This window comes from Rhodopseudomonas pseudopalustris (genome assembly GCF_900110435.1).
GTDB lineage: Bacteria > Pseudomonadota > Alphaproteobacteria > Rhizobiales > Xanthobacteraceae > Rhodopseudomonas > Rhodopseudomonas pseudopalustris.
The window spans coordinates 97,697-112,250 of record NZ_FODT01000014.1 but is presented as its reverse complement, the minus strand read 5'-3'; the positions used below and the strand labels follow the sequence as shown (position 1 = coordinate 112,250).

Here is a 14,554-nt window from a genome sequence, read left to right as displayed (position 1 = left end):
AATCGCTTGACCGATCTGCACTCCTACGAACCGGTGAATGGCCACGGCCTCAAGCATGATCCCTTCAACGCCATCATAGCGCCGCGGCCGATCGGCTGGATTTCGTCCAGCGATGCCAAGGGCAACGTCAATCTCGCGCCTTACAGCTTTTTCAACGCCTTCAACTACACGCCGCCGCTGATCGGCTTTTCCTCGACGACATGGAAGGACACCGTCGCCAACATCCAGGAGACCGGCGAATTCGTCTGGAACCTGGTGACAATGGAATTGGCTCCGGCGATGAATGCGACGTCCGCGACCGTGCCGCACGAAGTCGACGAGTTCACTCTCGGCAACCTCACCAAGCTGCCGAGCCGGCTGGTGAAGCCGCCGCGGGTCGCCGAAAGCCCGGTGTCGTTCGAGTGCCGGTTGTCGGAGATCATCCAGCTGAAGGGCGCCGATGGTGCGCGGACCGAAGCCTGGCTGACGATCGGCGAAGTGGTCGCGGTGCATATCGACAAGCGGCTGATCCAGGATGGCGTCTACCAAACCGCGCTGGCGCATCCGATCATGCGCGCTGGGCGCCGCGGCGATTATTTCGAGATCAGGCCCGACGCGATGTTCGAAATGCCGCGTCCGGCCTGAAGGCGCCGGCGTATAACTCGTCGTGATAGTTCAGCACCGCCGCGTTGACCTGCGGCGCGAACACCCCCACCATAGAGCGAAACCGCTGCAGGTGTGCGTGTGACCACTCTGAGCCATCGCCAGTCCGAAATTCTCAACCTCGCCCGCGCCTCCGGTCGGGTGATGGTGGATGATCTCGCCCGCCGCTTCGAAGTCTCGGCGCAGACCATCCGTAAGGATCTCAACGATCTGTGCGATCAGCGCTCGCTGACGCGAATCCACGGCGGGGCGATCGTCGCCTCCGGCGTCGAGAACCTTGCTTATGAGGCGCGCCGCTTCGTCGCTGCCGAGGAAAAACGGGCGATCGGGGCCGCCGCGGCGGCGCAGATCCCGAACGGCTGCTCGCTGTTCATCAACATCGGCACCACGACCGAGGAGGTCGCGAACGCGCTGACCTCGCACGAGGAACTGCTGGTGATTACCAACAACCTCAACGTCGCGATGCTGTTGTACAAATATCCGCGGATCGAGGTGATCGTCGCCGGCGGCACGGTGCGCCGCGCCGATGGTGCGGTGATCGGCTCGGCGGCGATCAGCCTGATTGGCCAGTTCAAGGTCGACTATGCGATCATCGGCGCCTCGGCGATCGACGAGGAAGGCGCCTTGCTCGACTTCGACTACAGCGAGGTGCAAGCGTCCCAGGCGATCATCGCCAACGCCCGCAGCGTGATGCTGGTGGCCGACTCGACCAAGCTGCGGCGGAGCGCACCGGTGCGGATTGCGCATCTCAGCCAGATCCAGACGTTTGTCACCGATGAGGCGCTGCCTCCGGCGTTGCAGAGCATCTGCGACGCGCGCGGAATCCAGGTGATCGAGGCGGCCCCGAAACGCGCCGACAGCTTCGACGAAAGTGCAGCGTAGCGCGTTTTCGGGCGAGGCCGACAGCGGGCTTACGTCAAAAAAGCGTTTCAAAACAACGACTTGACACTCCGGTTCCGATGACATCGGAAGCGCAGCTTAGGCCTGACGCGCCAATCCAAATCAGAGATTGCGAAATTCACTGCGCCGGCCGTGTTGCAAATGCCACAAGGCGCTTGCTTTCGTTTTGGTTTGTGTTTTATTTCGCACCGAAAGAAATTCGACAAAAGCGAAAGCTGCAGTGCAGCAATTCGCAAGGAGCTGGGAGCGCTCGTGGCGAAGATTTTCGATCTCGCGATCATAGGCGGCGGGATCAACGGCTGTGGCATCGCGCGCGACGCGGCCGGCCGGGGCAATTCCGTTTTCCTTTGTGAGATGAACGATCTGGCCAGCGGCACCTCGTCGTGGTCGACCAAGCTGATCCACGGCGGATTGCGCTACCTCGAATATTTCGAATTTCGGCTGGTCCGTGAGGCGCTGATCGAGCGCGAGCGGCTGTGGCAGATCGCGCCGCACATCATCGGTCCGCTACGCTTCGTGTTGCCGCATCATTCCGGCTTGCGACCGGCCTGGCGGCTGCGGCTCGGGCTGTTTCTGTACGATTACATCGGCGGCCGCAGATTGCTGCCGCCGACCCGCTCGGTCGATCTCGCCCATGACGAGGTCGGCAAGCCGCTGATCCCCGGGCGCTTTACCCGCGGCTTCGAATATTCCGATTGCTTTGTCGACGACGCGCGCCTGGTCGTGCTCACCGCCCGCGACGCCGCCGAGCGCGGCGCCGACATCCGCACCCGCACCCGCGCGACCCAGGTCCGGCAAAGCGACGGCATCTGGGAGATTTCGCTCGAGGACATGCAAAGCGGCGTCCGCAGCACGATCCAGGCGCGGACGCTCGTCAATGCCGCCGGTCCCTGGGTCGAGGCCGTGCTGGCCTCCGGCGCCGGCGTCAATGCCACCTCGAAGGTGCGGCTGGTGCAGGGTTCGCACATCGTTGTGCCGAAACTCTACGCGCACGATCGCGCCTACATCTTCCAGAACGCCGATGGCCGCATCGTGTTCGCGATTCCGTATCAAGGTGATTTCACTTTGATCGGCACCACTGACCGCGACTATGACGGCGATCCCTCGCAAGTGAAGGCGACGCCGGAAGAGATCAGCTATCTCTGCGACGCTGTCAGCGCGTATTTCGCCAAGCCGGTGACGCCGGCGGATGTGGTCTGGACGTTCTCGGGCGTTCGCCCGCTGTACGACGACGGCGCCAGCGAGGCCAAGGCCGCGACCCGCGACTACGTGTTCGAGCTCGACACGCCGGGCGGCGCGCCGCTGCTGTCGATCTACGGCGGCAAGATCACGACCTATCGCCGGCTGTCCGAAGAAGCGCTGGAGAAGCTCGCGCCCTATCTGAAAGGCGCCAAGGCGAAAGAGGGCTGGACCGCGCACAAACCTTTGCCGGGCGGCGACTTTCCGACCGATGGCCTGCCGGCGCTGATCGCCGACCTCGGTCGCAACTATCCCTTCCTTTCCGCACCCCATGCGAGCCGACTCGCGCACGCCTACGGCACGCGCGCGCGCGATCTGCTCGGTGCGGCGAAGTCGATGGCCGACCTCGGCTGCGACTTCGGAGCCACATTGACGGAGGCCGAAGTCCGCTATCTGATGAATCGCGAATGGGCTCGCAGCGCGGACGATATCGTCTGGCGGCGATCAAAGCTCGGTCTGCGGCTGCCGCCCTCTGCGCTCGCCGCGATCGATCAATGGATCACCGCGCACCGCGCGTCTGAAAAGCCCCAGCAGCAGGCGGGAGGTCGGGCATGAGCGTCAGCCTGGAGAATGTCACCAGGATGCTCGACGGCCTGCCGGCGATCCGCGACGTGTCGCTGACGCTTGAGCGCGGCACGCTGAGCGTGCTGCTCGGGCCGACGTTGTCGGGCAAGACCTCGATCATGCGGCTGCTCGCCGGCCTCGACAAGCCGACCACAGGCCGCGTGCTGGTCGACGGAAAGGACGTCACCGGGTTCGACGTGCGCAAGCGTTCGGTGGCGATGGTGTATCAACAATTCATCAATTACCCGTCGCTGACGGTCTATGAGAACATCGCCTCGCCGCTGCGGGTGCAGGGCAAGTCGCGCGACGAGATCGAGCAGCGCGTGCAGGAGGCGGCCAAGCTGCTGAAGCTCGAGCCGTATCTGAAGCGCACGCCGCTGCAACTCTCCGGCGGCCAGCAGCAGCGCACCGCGATCGCCCGCGCGCTGGTCAAGGGCGCCGATCTCGTGCTGCTCGACGAGCCGCTCGCCAATCTCGACTACAAGCTGCGCGAAGAACTGCGCACCGAACTGCCGCGGATCTTCGAGGCGTCGGGTGCGATCTTCGTCTACGCCACCACCGAGCCCTCCGAGGCGCTGCTGCTCGGTGGTCGCACCGTCTGCATGTGGGAAGGACAGGTGCTGCAGACCGGCCCGACGCCGCAGGTCTATCGCCAGCCCGACACCATGCGGGTCGCGCAGGTGTTCTCAGATCCGCCGCTCAACATCGTCGGCGCGGAGAAGAAGGCCGGCACCGTGCACTATGCTGGCGGCGTCACGGCGCCCGCCACCGGCGTCTTCGCCGGGCTCGGCGACGGCGCCTATCGCGTCGGCTTCCGCGCCCATCAGATCGAGGTCGCGCGCGTCAATCCCGATCGCCACGCGTTCCAGGCCACTGTCGCGGTGACCGAGATCACCGGCTCGGAGAGCTTCGTGCATCTCAAGCGCGGCGACGACAATTGGGTCGCGGTGCTGCACGGCGTGCACGAGTTCGAACCGGGCCAAACCCTGGACGCGATCCTCGACCCCGCCAATCTGTTCGTGTTCGACGCGGCCGACCGCCTCGTCGCCGCGCCGAAGCCGATGTGACGGAGAGGGCCGATGGCGCGCATTGACCTGGTCGACCTTGCCCATTCCTACCTCGTTGGCGACAATCTGCCGGCGGCCGCCTATGCGTTGAAGCCGGTGTCGATGACCTGGCGGCAGGGCGGCGCCTACGCGCTGCTCGGCCCCTCAGGCTGCGGCAAGACCACGCTGCTCAATCTGATCTCCGGCATCGTCACGCCGTCGCGCGGCCAGATCCAGTTCGACGGCAGGGATGTCACCCGGCTGTCGACCCGTGAGCGCAACATCGCGCAGGTGTTCCAGTTTCCGGTGATCTACGACACCATGACGGTGCGTGAGAATCTGGAATTCCCGCTGAAGAACCGCGGCGTGCCGAAGCCCGAGATCGACGCGCGAGTCGCCGAGATCGCCGATCTGCTCGACCTCACGCCGCATCTGAAACGCAAGGCGACGCGGCTCACGGCGGATGCCAAGCAGAAGATTTCACTCGGCCGCGGTCTGGTCCGTTCCGACGTTTCTGCGATCCTGTTCGACGAGCCGCTGACGGTGATCGATCCGCATCTGAAGTGGGAACTGCGCTCGAAGCTGAAGGCGCTGCATCGCGCGCTCGATCTCACGATGATCTACGTCACCCACGACCAGACCGAAGCGCTGACCTTCGCCGACACCGTCGTGGTGATGCACGACGGTCGCGTCGTGCAGAGCGGAACGCCCGAGGAATTGTTCGATCGGCCGGCGCACACCTTCGTCGGTTACTTCATCGGTTCGCCGGGCATGAACATCGTGCCGGCGCAGATCCGCGGCCGCGAGGCGCTGATCGACGGCCATGCGATCACGCTCACCCGCGGCTATGACCATCTGCCGGTGGGCGCCAAGATCGAAATCGGTGTCCGACCGGAGTTCGTTCACCTCACCGCCAGGGCGCCGGGGCTGATGACCGGGCGGATCGAGCGGATCGACGATCTCGGCCGCATCCGCTTCGCCTGGGTGCGGGTCGGCGGCGCCCGCTTCGCCGCGCGCGTGCCGGACGGCTTCTCCGCCGATGGCGACGAGGCCGGCCTGATGTTCGAGTCGTCGCGCATCCACGTCTACGCTGACAGTGAAATCGTCGAAGGCCGCGCACTGGAGCAGGTCGCCTGATGGAGAAGATCGTCAACCAGAAAGCCTGGTTCCTGGTGCTGCCGGTGTTCGCCATCGTCGCGTTCTCGGCGATCCTGCCGTTGATGACGGTCGTGAACTATTCGATGCAGGACACTTTCGGCAACAACCAGTTCTTCTGGAACGGGGTCGGCTGGTTCAAGGAATTGCTCGATCCCTCGACCGATCTCGGCGGCCGGTTCTTCGCCTCGCTGTGGCGCAATCTGGCGTTCTCGGCGATCATCCTCGCGATCGAGGTGCCGCTCGGCATCGTGGTCGCGCTGGCGATGCCGCGCCACGGCTGGTCGGTCGCCGCCTGTCTGGTGATCATGGCGCTTCCGCTGCTGATCCCGTGGAACGTGGTCGGCACGATCTGGCAGATCTTCGGCCGGCCCGACATCGGCCTGCTCGGCTACACGCTGAACAGCCTGGGCATCAATTACAACTACGTCTCCAACGAATTCGACGCCTGGGCGACGGTGGTGGTGATGGACGTCTGGCACTGGACCAGCCTGGTGGCGCTGTTGTGTTACGCCGGCCTGAAATCGATCCCGGATGCCTATTATCAGGCGGCGCAGATCGACGGCGCGTCGCGCTGAGCGGTGTTCAAGGCGATCCAGCTGCCGAAGATGCACCGGGTTCTGCTGATCGCGGTGCTGCTGCGCTTCATGGACAGCTTCATGATCTACACCGAGCCGTTCGTCGTCACCGGCGGCGGGCCCGGCAATTCGACCACCTTCATTTCGATCGAACTCGTCAAGATCGCGCTCGGCCAGTTCGACCTCGGCAAGGCCGCGGCGCTGTCGATCGTCTACAACCTGATCATCATCATCGTGTGCTGGGTGTTCTACACGGTGATGACCAACGCCGGCGCCGAGCGCCAGCAGACCCCCGGGAGCGCCTGATGCACTCGATCCCAGGCCGCCGCGTCGTGATGGCGCTCTATCTGCTGTTCCTGATGTTGCCGATCTACTGGCTCGTCAATATGAGCTTCAAGACCAATAGTGAAATCGTCACGACGATGACGCTGTGGCCGCATCAGCCGACGCTCGAGAATTACCGGACGATCTTCACCGATCCGAGCTGGTATTCGGGTTACATCAATTCGCTGCAATACGTCGTCATCAACACCGTGCTGTCGATCTCGTTCGCGCTGCCGGCGGCTTATGCGTTCTCGCGGTATCGCTTCCTCGGCGACAAGCATCTGTTCTTCTGGCTGCTGTCGAACCGGATGGCGCCGGCCGCGGTCTACGCGCTGCCGTTCTTCAACCTGTATTCGGCGATCAATCTGTTTGATACGCCGTGGGCGGTGGCGCTGGCGCATTGCCTGTTCAACGTGCCCTTGGCGGTGTGGATTCTCGAAGGCTTCGTCTCCGGCGTGCCGCGCGAGATCGACGAGACCGCGTTCCTCGACGGCTATTCGTTCCCGCGATTCTTCGTAAAGATTCTGATGCCGTTGATTGCCTCGGGCATCGGCGTGGCGGCGTTCTTCTGCTTCATGTTCTCGTGGGTGGAGTTGCTGCTGGCGCGAACGCTGACCTCCGTCAACGCCAAGCCGATTTCGGCGGTGATGACGCGGACCGTGTCGGCCGCCGGCATGGACTGGGGCCTGCTCGCCGCCGCCGGCGTGCTCACCATCATCCCGGGCGCGCTGGTGATCTGGTTCGTCCGCAACTACATCGCGCGCGGCTTCGCGCTTGGCCGGGTGTAGGAGGCGCGTGTGCCCCCAAAAAGCGGACGCCGGTTTTCGGACCAGATCATGCGCAAGGAGTAACGTCGTGGATCATTTCGCATGGATGGCATGGACCGGGCCGACCGCGATCTTCTTCGTGGCGCTCGCCGCGACGCTCGCGACCATGACGTGGTTGGCCGTCGCCTATCCCGAGATCGAGCGTGTCGGCGTGCTGCGGATTCCGACGACCCGCGGCGACCGGCTGTTTCTGTCGCTGATTCTCGCCGCCGTGATTCACCTGGTATGGATCGCGGTGGTGGGGACCGATCCGCTGCTGACGCTGCCGGTCGGAGAAGGAATTGAAGTGTCGAGCCTGTGGCTCGCCACTGTGCTGTCGCTGCTCTCCGCCGTTGCGATTTTCCGCACGGTGTGAGTGGCGAATGAGTGACAGGTTCGGGATCAACCCGGGGCCTGACGTTGTCGCTTAACGGAGGAACCAAGGATGCGAGACTTGACCAGACGGAAGACCCAGCCCCGCCGGCTGCGGCTGATGACGATGGCGAGCGCCGCCGCGCTGATGGCGGCGTCGATGACGCTGGCGGCTCCGGCGTGGGCCGCCGACGAGGCGGCGCTGAAGAAATGGATCGACGATGAGTTTCAACCTTCGACGTTGTCGAAGGAGGAGCAGCTCAAGGAATTGCAGTGGTTCGCAAAGGCGGCCGAGCCGTTCAAGGGGATGGATATCAACGTCGTCTCCGAGACGATCACCACGCACGAATACGAAGCCAAGACGCTCGCCAAGGCGTTCTCCGAGATCACCGGCATCAAGCTGAAGCACGACCTGATCCAGGAAGGCGACGTCGTCGAGAAGCTGCAGACCCAGATGCAGTCCGGCAAGAACGTCTATGACGGCTGGATCAACGATTCGGACCTGATCGGCACGCATTTCCGCTACGGCCAGGCCATCGCGCTGTCGGACTACATGGCCGGCGAGGGCAAGGCCGTCACTCTGCCGACCCTCGACATCGAGGACTTTATCGGCCGGTCGTTCACCACGGCGCCCGACAAGAAGATGTACCAACTTCCGGACCAGCAGTTCGCGAACCTTTACTGGTTCCGGTACGACTGGTTCACCAACGCGGACTACAAGGCCAGGTTCAAGGCGAAATACGGCTATGAGCTGGGCGTGCCGGTGAACTGGTCGGCCTATGAGGACATCGCGGAATTCTTCACCAACGACGTCAAGGAGATCGACGGCGTCAAGGTCTATGGCCACATGGACTACGGCAAGAAGGACCCGTCGCTCGGCTGGCGCTTCACCGACGCCTGGCTGTCGATGGCCGGCAATGGCGACAAGGGCCTCCCGAACGGCCGGCCGGTCGACGAATGGGGCGTCCGGATGGAAGGCTGCCGTCCGGTCGGCTCCTCGGTGGAGCGCGGCGGCGACACCAACGGTCCCGCATCGGTCTATTCGATCGTGAAGTATCTCGACTGGATGAAGAAGTATGCCCCGCCGCAGGCGCAGGGCATGACCTTCTCCGAGTCGGGCCCGGTGCCGGCGCAGGGCAACGTCGCCCAGCAGATGTTCTGGTACACCGCCTTCACCGCCGACATGGTGAAGCCCGGCCTGCCGGTGGTGAACGCCGACGGCACGCCGAAGTGGCGGATGGCGCCCTCGCCGAAGGGCGCCTATTGGAAGGAAGGCATGAAGCTCGGCTATCAGGACGTCGGTTCCGGCACGCTCTTGAAGTCGACCCCGGCGGATCGCCGCAAGGCGGCATGGCTGTATCTGCAGTTCATCACCTCGAAGACGGTGAGCCTGAAGAAGAGCCATGTCGGTCTCACCTTTATCCGTGAGAGCGATATCTGGGACAAGTCGTTTACGGAACGCGCACCGAAGCTCGGTGGTCTGATCGAGTTCTATCGCTCGCCGGCCCGCGTGCAATGGTCGCCGACCGGCAACAACATCCCGGACTATCCGAAGCTGGCGCAGCTTTGGTGGCAGAACATCGGCGATGCCTCCTCCGGCGCCAAGACCGCGCAGGCGGCGATGGACTCGCTGGCGGCGGCGCAGGACTCGGTGCTCGAGCGCCTCGAGAAGTCGAAGGTGCAGGGCGACTGCGGTCCGAAGCTGAACAAGAAGGAGACCGCCGAGTACTGGTACGCGAAGTCGGAAAAGGACGGCAACATCGCTCCGCAGCGCAAGCTCGCGAACGAGAAGCCGAAGGGTGAAACCGTCGACTACGACACCCTGATCAAGTCCTGGCCGGCCTCGCCGCCGAAGCGCGCCGAAGCGAAGTAAGCGACGCGCCGAGCAACAACGCGAAAGGCCGGGAGCGATCCCGGCCTTTCTGATTCAGGAGTGGCTTTTCAAGAAGTCATTCCGGGGCGCCGCGGAGCGGCGAACCCGGAGTTCCGAGCCGTTGTCGCATCGTCGCACCAACCTCTTGATTCCGGGTTCGCGCTTCGCGCGCCCCGGAATGACGGGTTGAGAGGCCTTGTCGTTATTGCGCCGCCTGTAGCGACTCCAATGTCGGGTAGTCGGTGTAGCCCTTGGCGCCGCCGCCATAGAAGGTCGCCTTGTCCGGCTTATTGAGGGGCGCGCCGTTCTTCAGGCGCTCGACGAGGTCGGGATTCGAAATGAACGGCGTGCCGAATGCGATCAGATCGGCCTCGCCGGCGTCGAGTACCTTGTTGGCGAGCGCGAGGTCGTAGCCGTTGTTGCCGATATAGGTGCCGCTGAAGCGCTTGCGCAGGCTTGCATAGTCGAACGGGGCGTTGTCGCGCGGGCCGCCGGTCGCCCCCTCGATCACGTGGATGTAGACCAGCTTCAGCGCGTTGAGCTGGTCGACGATGTAGTCGAACAGCGGCTGCGGATCAGAGTCCGAGATGCCGTTGGCCGGGGTCACCGGCGACAGCCGGATGCCGGTGCGGCCGGCGCCGATCTCGTCGGCCACCGCCTTGGCAACTTCGAGCATCAGCTTCGCGCGGTTCTCGATCGATCCGCCATAGGCGTCGGTGCGTTTGTTGGCGCCGTCCTTGGCGAACTGGTCGAGCAGATAGCCGTTGGCGGCATGAATTTCGACGCCGTCGAAACCGGCCGCGATCGCATTGGCGGCGCCCTGGCGGAACGCATCGACGATTCCGGGAATCTCATTCAACTCCAGCGCGCGGGGCTCGGAGACATCCACGAACTTGCCGCCGACGAAGGTCTTGGTGTTGGCCTTGATCGCCGAAGGCGCGACCGGGGCGCCGCCGTTCGGTTGCAGGTCGACATGAGAGATGCGGCCGACGTGCCAGAGCTGGATGAAGATCTTGCCGCCGCGCTTGTGCACCTCGTCGGTGACTTTGCGCCAAGCCGCGATCTGCTCCTTGGAATAGATGCCGGGGGTGTCCTGATAGCCTTGGCCCTGCTGCGAGATCTGGCTCGCTTCGGTGATCAGCAGCCCGGCGCCGGCGCGTTGGCCATAATACTCCACCGCGAGCGGATTGGGCACCAGCCCCTCGGGAATCGCGCGATTGCGCGTCAGCGGCGCCATCGCCGTGCGGTTGGAGAGCGTGATCGAGCCGAGCTGGTAGGGCTCGAAGAGTTTGGAATTGGTCATTGTGCCGTTCCCGGGAAGATTGCGAATAGGGAGGAACTTGGGGCTCGCCGCGGGAAAGGCAATGGTTCGGCCGCAAAATAGATGCGACTGCATGAAATATTGGAATGCCGTCCCCGAAACTGCGCCCGGCACCTTCTGGACTTGCTACAGGGCCAGCCGAAAAGGGAATAGCGTTTCGCGCAATTCGGGTGCGCGGGGGATCTTTCGTTACGGAATTCGACGCTGCAGATGAATGCCGCAGATGGAAGTGCGTTCCGACCGTTTGGTCGGCGGCGTGGTATCGCCGCCGACCTCGAACGTGAATCTCAACGAGCAGATCTGTCCGCTACGGAGGATGTCGTCCTCAAGCGCCAGCCCTAAGGCCTTGGCGGCGGAAGAACCAGAACGCGATCGGGGCCACGAACAGCGTGCAGAACGCGGGAAGAGCCGCCGATTGCAGAATCTCGGTTGCGGTGAGGACTTCGCCGCCAATGCCGAACTTGCCGAGCACGATGGCGATCACGAGGGTGATGATCGGCGCGACGACGATCGTGGCGGCGCCGGCGGCCTGCGACATCATTTTACCGTTCGGAGCAGCGGTTGCGAGCGCACGCGCCACCACAATGGCGGCCGCGAAAGCAACCGCTGTAAGCATCAAGAGAAACGTCATTTCAACTTCCTGTTTAGTCGGACGATTTTGCCGTTCGGTATCCGAATAGGCAGGGCGTCCTTTCGAGAGGGGCGCGATACCGAGAGAGCGCCCCGAACGGCAACAGGATACTCTGTGCATCTGCACATGAGATTGATCTGGCGCAGATTACGCCGTGTTCCGGCGCGTCAGGAGCGCGCAGGCAAATGTGGCCTCCGACGTTCGTCGCAGCTCACTCCGCCGGCTTGGGCGACCCCCGCAACCTGCCGACGATCCCGGTCGGGAAGAAATACACGCTGGCGACGAACAGCAGCCCCAGCCACAGCAGCCAGCGATCCGGATGCAGCAGGCCTGGGAGCAGCGGAAGCCCGGCCTCGGTGGCGGCATTGGAGGCCGCGCCCATCAGCGCCTGCAGGTAATTCTGCGCCAGGATGAAGATCGTCGCGCCGATGATCGCGCCGTAGATCGTGCCCATGCCGCCGATCACCACCATCAGCAGAATGTCGAGCATGATCGAGAAGCTCAGCGAGGTGTCTGGCCCGGCATAGCGCAGCCACATCGCGTTGAGCACGCCGGCGGACGCCGCCACCAGCGCGGCGATGACGTTGGCGTAAGTGAGATGAAACACGGTGCGATAGCCGAGCGCCTCGGCGCGGAAGCGATTCTCGCGGACCGCCTGCAGCACCCGGCCGAACGGCGAGTTCACCACCCGCAACAGCCCGAGGATCATCGCCGCGCAGCCGACGAAGATGACGTAATAGGTCAGGATCCGGCCGTTGACCCGGACGCCGAACAGATCCTTGATGAACACCGTTCCCGGCCGCAGCAGCTCCGGAAGCTGGAAGCTGCGACCGTCCTCGCCGCCGGTCAGCCACGACAACTGCGACGCCAGCACCAGAAAGGCGGAGGCGACCGCCAGCGTGATCATCGCGAAGAAGATCGCCTCGACCCGCAGCGAGAACAGCCCGATGCCGAGCGCGAGCAGCGCCGCCAGCGGCAGGCCGATCACGATGCCGGCCGCGACCGCGCCCCAGCTCGGCCCCATCGTGTACAGCGCGATCGCCACCGCATAGCTGCCGATGCCGTAGAACATCGTGTGCGCGAACGACACCGTGCCGGTGTAGCCGAGCAGCAGATCATAGGACGCGACCAACGCCGCGAAGATGCAGATCTTGGCGGCGACGTTGAGCGGCTTGGCGCCGGGGAACAGGAACGGCGTGATCGCCAGCACCGCGATGATCGCGATCAGCATCAACGACAGCGCCCGGCTGCGCGGCGGATCGCCGGACAGGATCATCATCGGGAAATCCTCATCGGCGAACTTGTCATCGGCTGGTCACCGCATACAGGCCGCGCGGCCGCCACATCAGGATCGCGACCATCAGCAGGATGTTGGAGACCAGCGCCAGCTTCGGCACCAGGAAGCCGCCGTAATTCGCGACCATCGCCACCAGCAGCGCGCCGATGAAGCAGCCGCCGATCGAGCCCAGCCCACCGATGATCACCACGATGAACACCAGCACGGTGAGATCGTTGCCCATCGAGGCGTGAACCTGCTCGCGATACAGCGCCCACATGATGCCGCCGAAGCCGGCCAGCGCCGAGCCGACCATGAACACGCCGAGGAACAGCCGCTTGATGTGATAGCCGAGCGCCTCGACCATCTCGCGGTTCTCGACGCCGGCGCGGATCAGCAGGCCGATCTTGGTACGGTTCAGCACCAGCTGGATCGCCACGAACACTGCGATGCCGACCAACATCACCAGCAGGCGATATTTCGCGATCGCGATGTCGCCGATGATGAACGAGCCGCGCAGCGCGGTCGGCAGCGGCACCGGAATGATCTGCGGCCCCCACAGCGCGTACAGCGCCTGCTCGGCGACGATCAGCCCGCCGGTGGTCATCAGGATCTGTTTGAGGTGCTGGCCGTAGACCGGCAGGATCAGCAGGCGCTCGACCACGAGGCCGAGCGCGCCGGACACCGCCATCGCCGCAAGCGCCGCCGGCGCCAGCACCGCGAGATTGGTCAACAGCGAATCCGCCTGCGACATCCCGGCCAGCGGCAGCAGCACCAGCGTCGCCACATAGGCGCCGACGGCGATGAAGGCGCCGTGGCCGAAATTCAGCACGTCCATCAGCCCGAACACCAGCGTCAGGCCGGACGCCATGATGAAGATCATCATCCCCATCGCGAGACTGGCGACCGTCAGCGTCACCCAGGAACTGAACGAGCCGACCAGCGGCAGCATCAACAGCGCCAGGAACAGCGGCAGCAGCACCGGCGCGAGATCGCGCTTCGGCTTCGGCAGCGCGTCGGAGGCGGTGAGGTCGGTCATTGATGTGCCTCCAGGCTGAGGCCGAGCAGGCGTTCCTGCAGCGGGATGTCGGCCGCGAGTTCGGCCATCGCGCCGCGATGCACGATCCTGCCATTGTCCATCACCAGCACCGAATCGCCGATCTGCTGCGCGGCATGGAAATTCTGTTCGACCAGCAGGATGGTGGCGCCGGAGCGCTTGATTTCGGCGAAGCATTCGATCAGCGATCCGATGATCGCCGGCGCCAGCCCCTTGGTCGGCTCGTCGATCAGCAGCAGCTTGCGCGGCTCGATGATCGCGCGCGCGATCGACAGCATTTGCTTCTGTCCGCCGGACAGCGAGCCTGCGCGCGACAGCCAGAATTTTCGCAACGGCGGGAAAAAGCCGAAGATCCAGTCGAGCCGCTTGCCGTCGAGGTCGCCGTCCCGTGCCGCGAGGATCAGGTTTTCCTTCACCGTGAGATCGGAAAACACCGCCATGGTCTCTGGCACGTAACCGACGCCGAGCCGGGCGATCTCCGGCGTCGCCATCGCCTCGATGCGCCGGCCGGCGAGCGTGATCTGCCCCTGCGAGGCGGGCCACAGCGCCATGATGGTGCGCAGCGTCGTCGTCTTGCCGGCGCCGTTGCGGCCGAGCAGCATCGTGGTCTTGCCCTCGGCGACGGTGAAATCCACCCCCTGCAGAATGTGATAGCGCCCGATATTGGTGTGCACGCCGGACAGCGTCAGCAGGTCGGTCATTCTCCCCTCTCCCGCTTGCTTAGGAGAGGCCGGGGGTGGGGGAGCCGCAGGCACTGTGCGCGTGGCGCC

Annotated in this window: 13 protein-coding genes and 1 pseudogene; 9 read left to right on the top strand and 5 right to left on the bottom strand. The window is 64.3% G+C overall.

All coding sequences use genetic code 11. The annotated features are described in order from the left end of the window. Positions 1 to 6 precede the first annotated feature (6 nt). The 9 genes and pseudogenes from BMY71_RS21875 to BMY71_RS21835 all read left to right on the top strand — a co-directional run bounded on the left by BMY71_RS21875 (position 7) and on the right by BMY71_RS21835 (position 9,499). Positions 7 to 624, top strand: a complete 618-nt coding sequence (locus BMY71_RS21875; RefSeq protein ID WP_092686148.1) for a flavin reductase family protein — start codon at positions 7 to 9, stop codon at positions 622 to 624. 99 nt (positions 625 to 723) lie between these two features. After that, the gene (locus tag BMY71_RS21870; protein WP_011504450.1) at positions 724 to 1,524 is read left to right on the top strand and encodes a DeoR/GlpR family DNA-binding transcription regulator; all 801 of its coding nucleotides are present in this window, start codon (positions 724 to 726) and stop codon (positions 1,522 to 1,524) included. A 270-nt stretch (positions 1,525 to 1,794) separates the two neighbouring features. Further along, positions 1,795 to 3,336 carry a glycerol-3-phosphate dehydrogenase gene (glpD, locus tag BMY71_RS21865; RefSeq protein ID WP_092686168.1) on the top strand — a complete coding sequence of 514 codons (1,542 nt, stop codon included), beginning with the start codon at positions 1,795 to 1,797 and terminating at the stop codon, positions 3,334 to 3,336. Then, the gene (locus BMY71_RS21860; protein ID WP_092686147.1) at positions 3,333 to 4,412 is read left to right on the top strand and encodes an ABC transporter ATP-binding protein; all 1,080 of its coding nucleotides are present in this window, start codon (positions 3,333 to 3,335) and stop codon (positions 4,410 to 4,412) included. Before glpD ends, BMY71_RS21860 begins: the two co-directional genes overlap by 4 nt. A 12-nt stretch (positions 4,413 to 4,424) precedes the next feature. Continuing rightward, positions 4,425 to 5,528 carry an ABC transporter ATP-binding protein gene (locus tag BMY71_RS21855; RefSeq protein WP_092686146.1) on the top strand — a complete coding sequence of 368 codons (1,104 nt, stop codon included), beginning with the start codon at positions 4,425 to 4,427 and terminating at the stop codon, positions 5,526 to 5,528. Further along, positions 5,528 to 6,430: pseudogene (locus BMY71_RS21850) on the top strand (carbohydrate ABC transporter permease). The gene BMY71_RS21855 and the pseudogene BMY71_RS21850 overlap by 1 nt, the downstream one beginning before the upstream one ends. After that, positions 6,430 to 7,236 carry a carbohydrate ABC transporter permease gene (locus tag BMY71_RS21845; RefSeq protein WP_092686145.1) on the top strand — a complete coding sequence of 269 codons (807 nt, stop codon included), beginning with the start codon at positions 6,430 to 6,432 and terminating at the stop codon, positions 7,234 to 7,236. The pseudogene BMY71_RS21850 and the gene BMY71_RS21845 overlap by 1 nt, the downstream one beginning before the upstream one ends. 67 nt (positions 7,237 to 7,303) lie before the next feature. After that, complete coding sequence (locus BMY71_RS21840; protein WP_041805483.1) at positions 7,304 to 7,630, top strand: DUF2160 domain-containing protein; 327 nt, start codon at positions 7,304 to 7,306, stop codon at positions 7,628 to 7,630. A gap of 69 nt (positions 7,631 to 7,699) precedes the next feature. Next, the gene (locus BMY71_RS21835; protein WP_092686144.1) at positions 7,700 to 9,499 is read left to right on the top strand and encodes an ABC transporter substrate-binding protein; all 1,800 of its coding nucleotides are present in this window, start codon (positions 7,700 to 7,702) and stop codon (positions 9,497 to 9,499) included. 202 nt (positions 9,500 to 9,701) lie between these two features. On the opposite strand, the gene BMY71_RS21830 is transcribed toward BMY71_RS21835, so the two are convergent. From BMY71_RS21830 to BMY71_RS21810, 5 genes are all read right to left on the bottom strand, one after another. After that, entirely contained in the window at positions 9,702 to 10,802 is a 1,101-nt protein-coding gene (locus BMY71_RS21830) for an alkene reductase (RefSeq protein ID WP_041805482.1), read from the bottom strand. A gap of 343 nt (positions 10,803 to 11,145) precedes the next feature. Next, entirely contained in the window at positions 11,146 to 11,571 is a 426-nt protein-coding gene (locus BMY71_RS21825; protein ID WP_283804822.1) for an OPT/YSL family transporter, read from the bottom strand. Positions 11,572 to 11,662: 91 nt separating this feature from the next. Further along, on the bottom strand, positions 11,663 to 12,730 hold the full coding sequence (locus BMY71_RS21820; protein ID WP_092686142.1) for a branched-chain amino acid ABC transporter permease: 1,068 nt from the start codon (positions 12,728 to 12,730) through the stop codon (positions 11,663 to 11,665). Positions 12,731 to 12,755: 25 nt separating this feature from the next. Beyond that, entirely contained in the window at positions 12,756 to 13,766 is a 1,011-nt protein-coding gene (locus BMY71_RS21815; RefSeq protein ID WP_092686141.1) for a branched-chain amino acid ABC transporter permease, read from the bottom strand. Then, complete coding sequence (locus BMY71_RS21810; RefSeq protein ID WP_092686140.1) at positions 13,763 to 14,485, bottom strand: ABC transporter ATP-binding protein; 723 nt, start codon at positions 14,483 to 14,485, stop codon at positions 13,763 to 13,765. The genes BMY71_RS21815 and BMY71_RS21810 overlap by 4 nt, the downstream gene beginning before the upstream one ends. Positions 14,486 to 14,554: the final 69 nt, after the last annotated feature.

What these genes read in the sequence shown, in the direction of transcription:
- BMY71_RS21860 (WP_092686147.1), top strand. Translation starts at nt 3,333, where the DNA reads ATGAGCGTCAGCCTGGAGAATGTCACCAGGATGCTCGACGGCCTGCCG.
- BMY71_RS21855 (WP_092686146.1), top strand. Translation starts at nt 4,425, where the DNA reads ATGGCGCGCATTGACCTGGTCGACCTTGCCCATTCCTACCTCGTTGGC.
- BMY71_RS21830 (WP_041805482.1), bottom strand. Translation starts at nt 10,802, where the DNA reads ATGACCAATTCCAAACTCTTCGAGCCCTACCAGCTCGGCTCGATCACG.
- BMY71_RS21845 (WP_092686145.1), top strand. Translation starts at nt 6,430, where the DNA reads ATGCACTCGATCCCAGGCCGCCGCGTCGTGATGGCGCTCTATCTGCTG.
- BMY71_RS21820 (WP_092686142.1), bottom strand. Translation starts at nt 12,730, where the DNA reads ATGATGATCCTGTCCGGCGATCCGCCGCGCAGCCGGGCGCTGTCGTTG.
- BMY71_RS21810 (WP_092686140.1), bottom strand. Translation starts at nt 14,485, where the DNA reads ATGACCGACCTGCTGACGCTGTCCGGCGTGCACACCAATATCGGGCGC.
- BMY71_RS21825 (WP_283804822.1), bottom strand. Translation starts at nt 11,571, where the DNA reads ATGCACAGAGTATCCTGTTGCCGTTCGGGGCGCTCTCTCGGTATCGCG.
- BMY71_RS21835 (WP_092686144.1), top strand. Translation starts at nt 7,700, where the DNA reads ATGCGAGACTTGACCAGACGGAAGACCCAGCCCCGCCGGCTGCGGCTG.
- BMY71_RS21815 (WP_092686141.1), bottom strand. Translation starts at nt 13,766, where the DNA reads ATGACCGACCTCACCGCCTCCGACGCGCTGCCGAAGCCGAAGCGCGAT.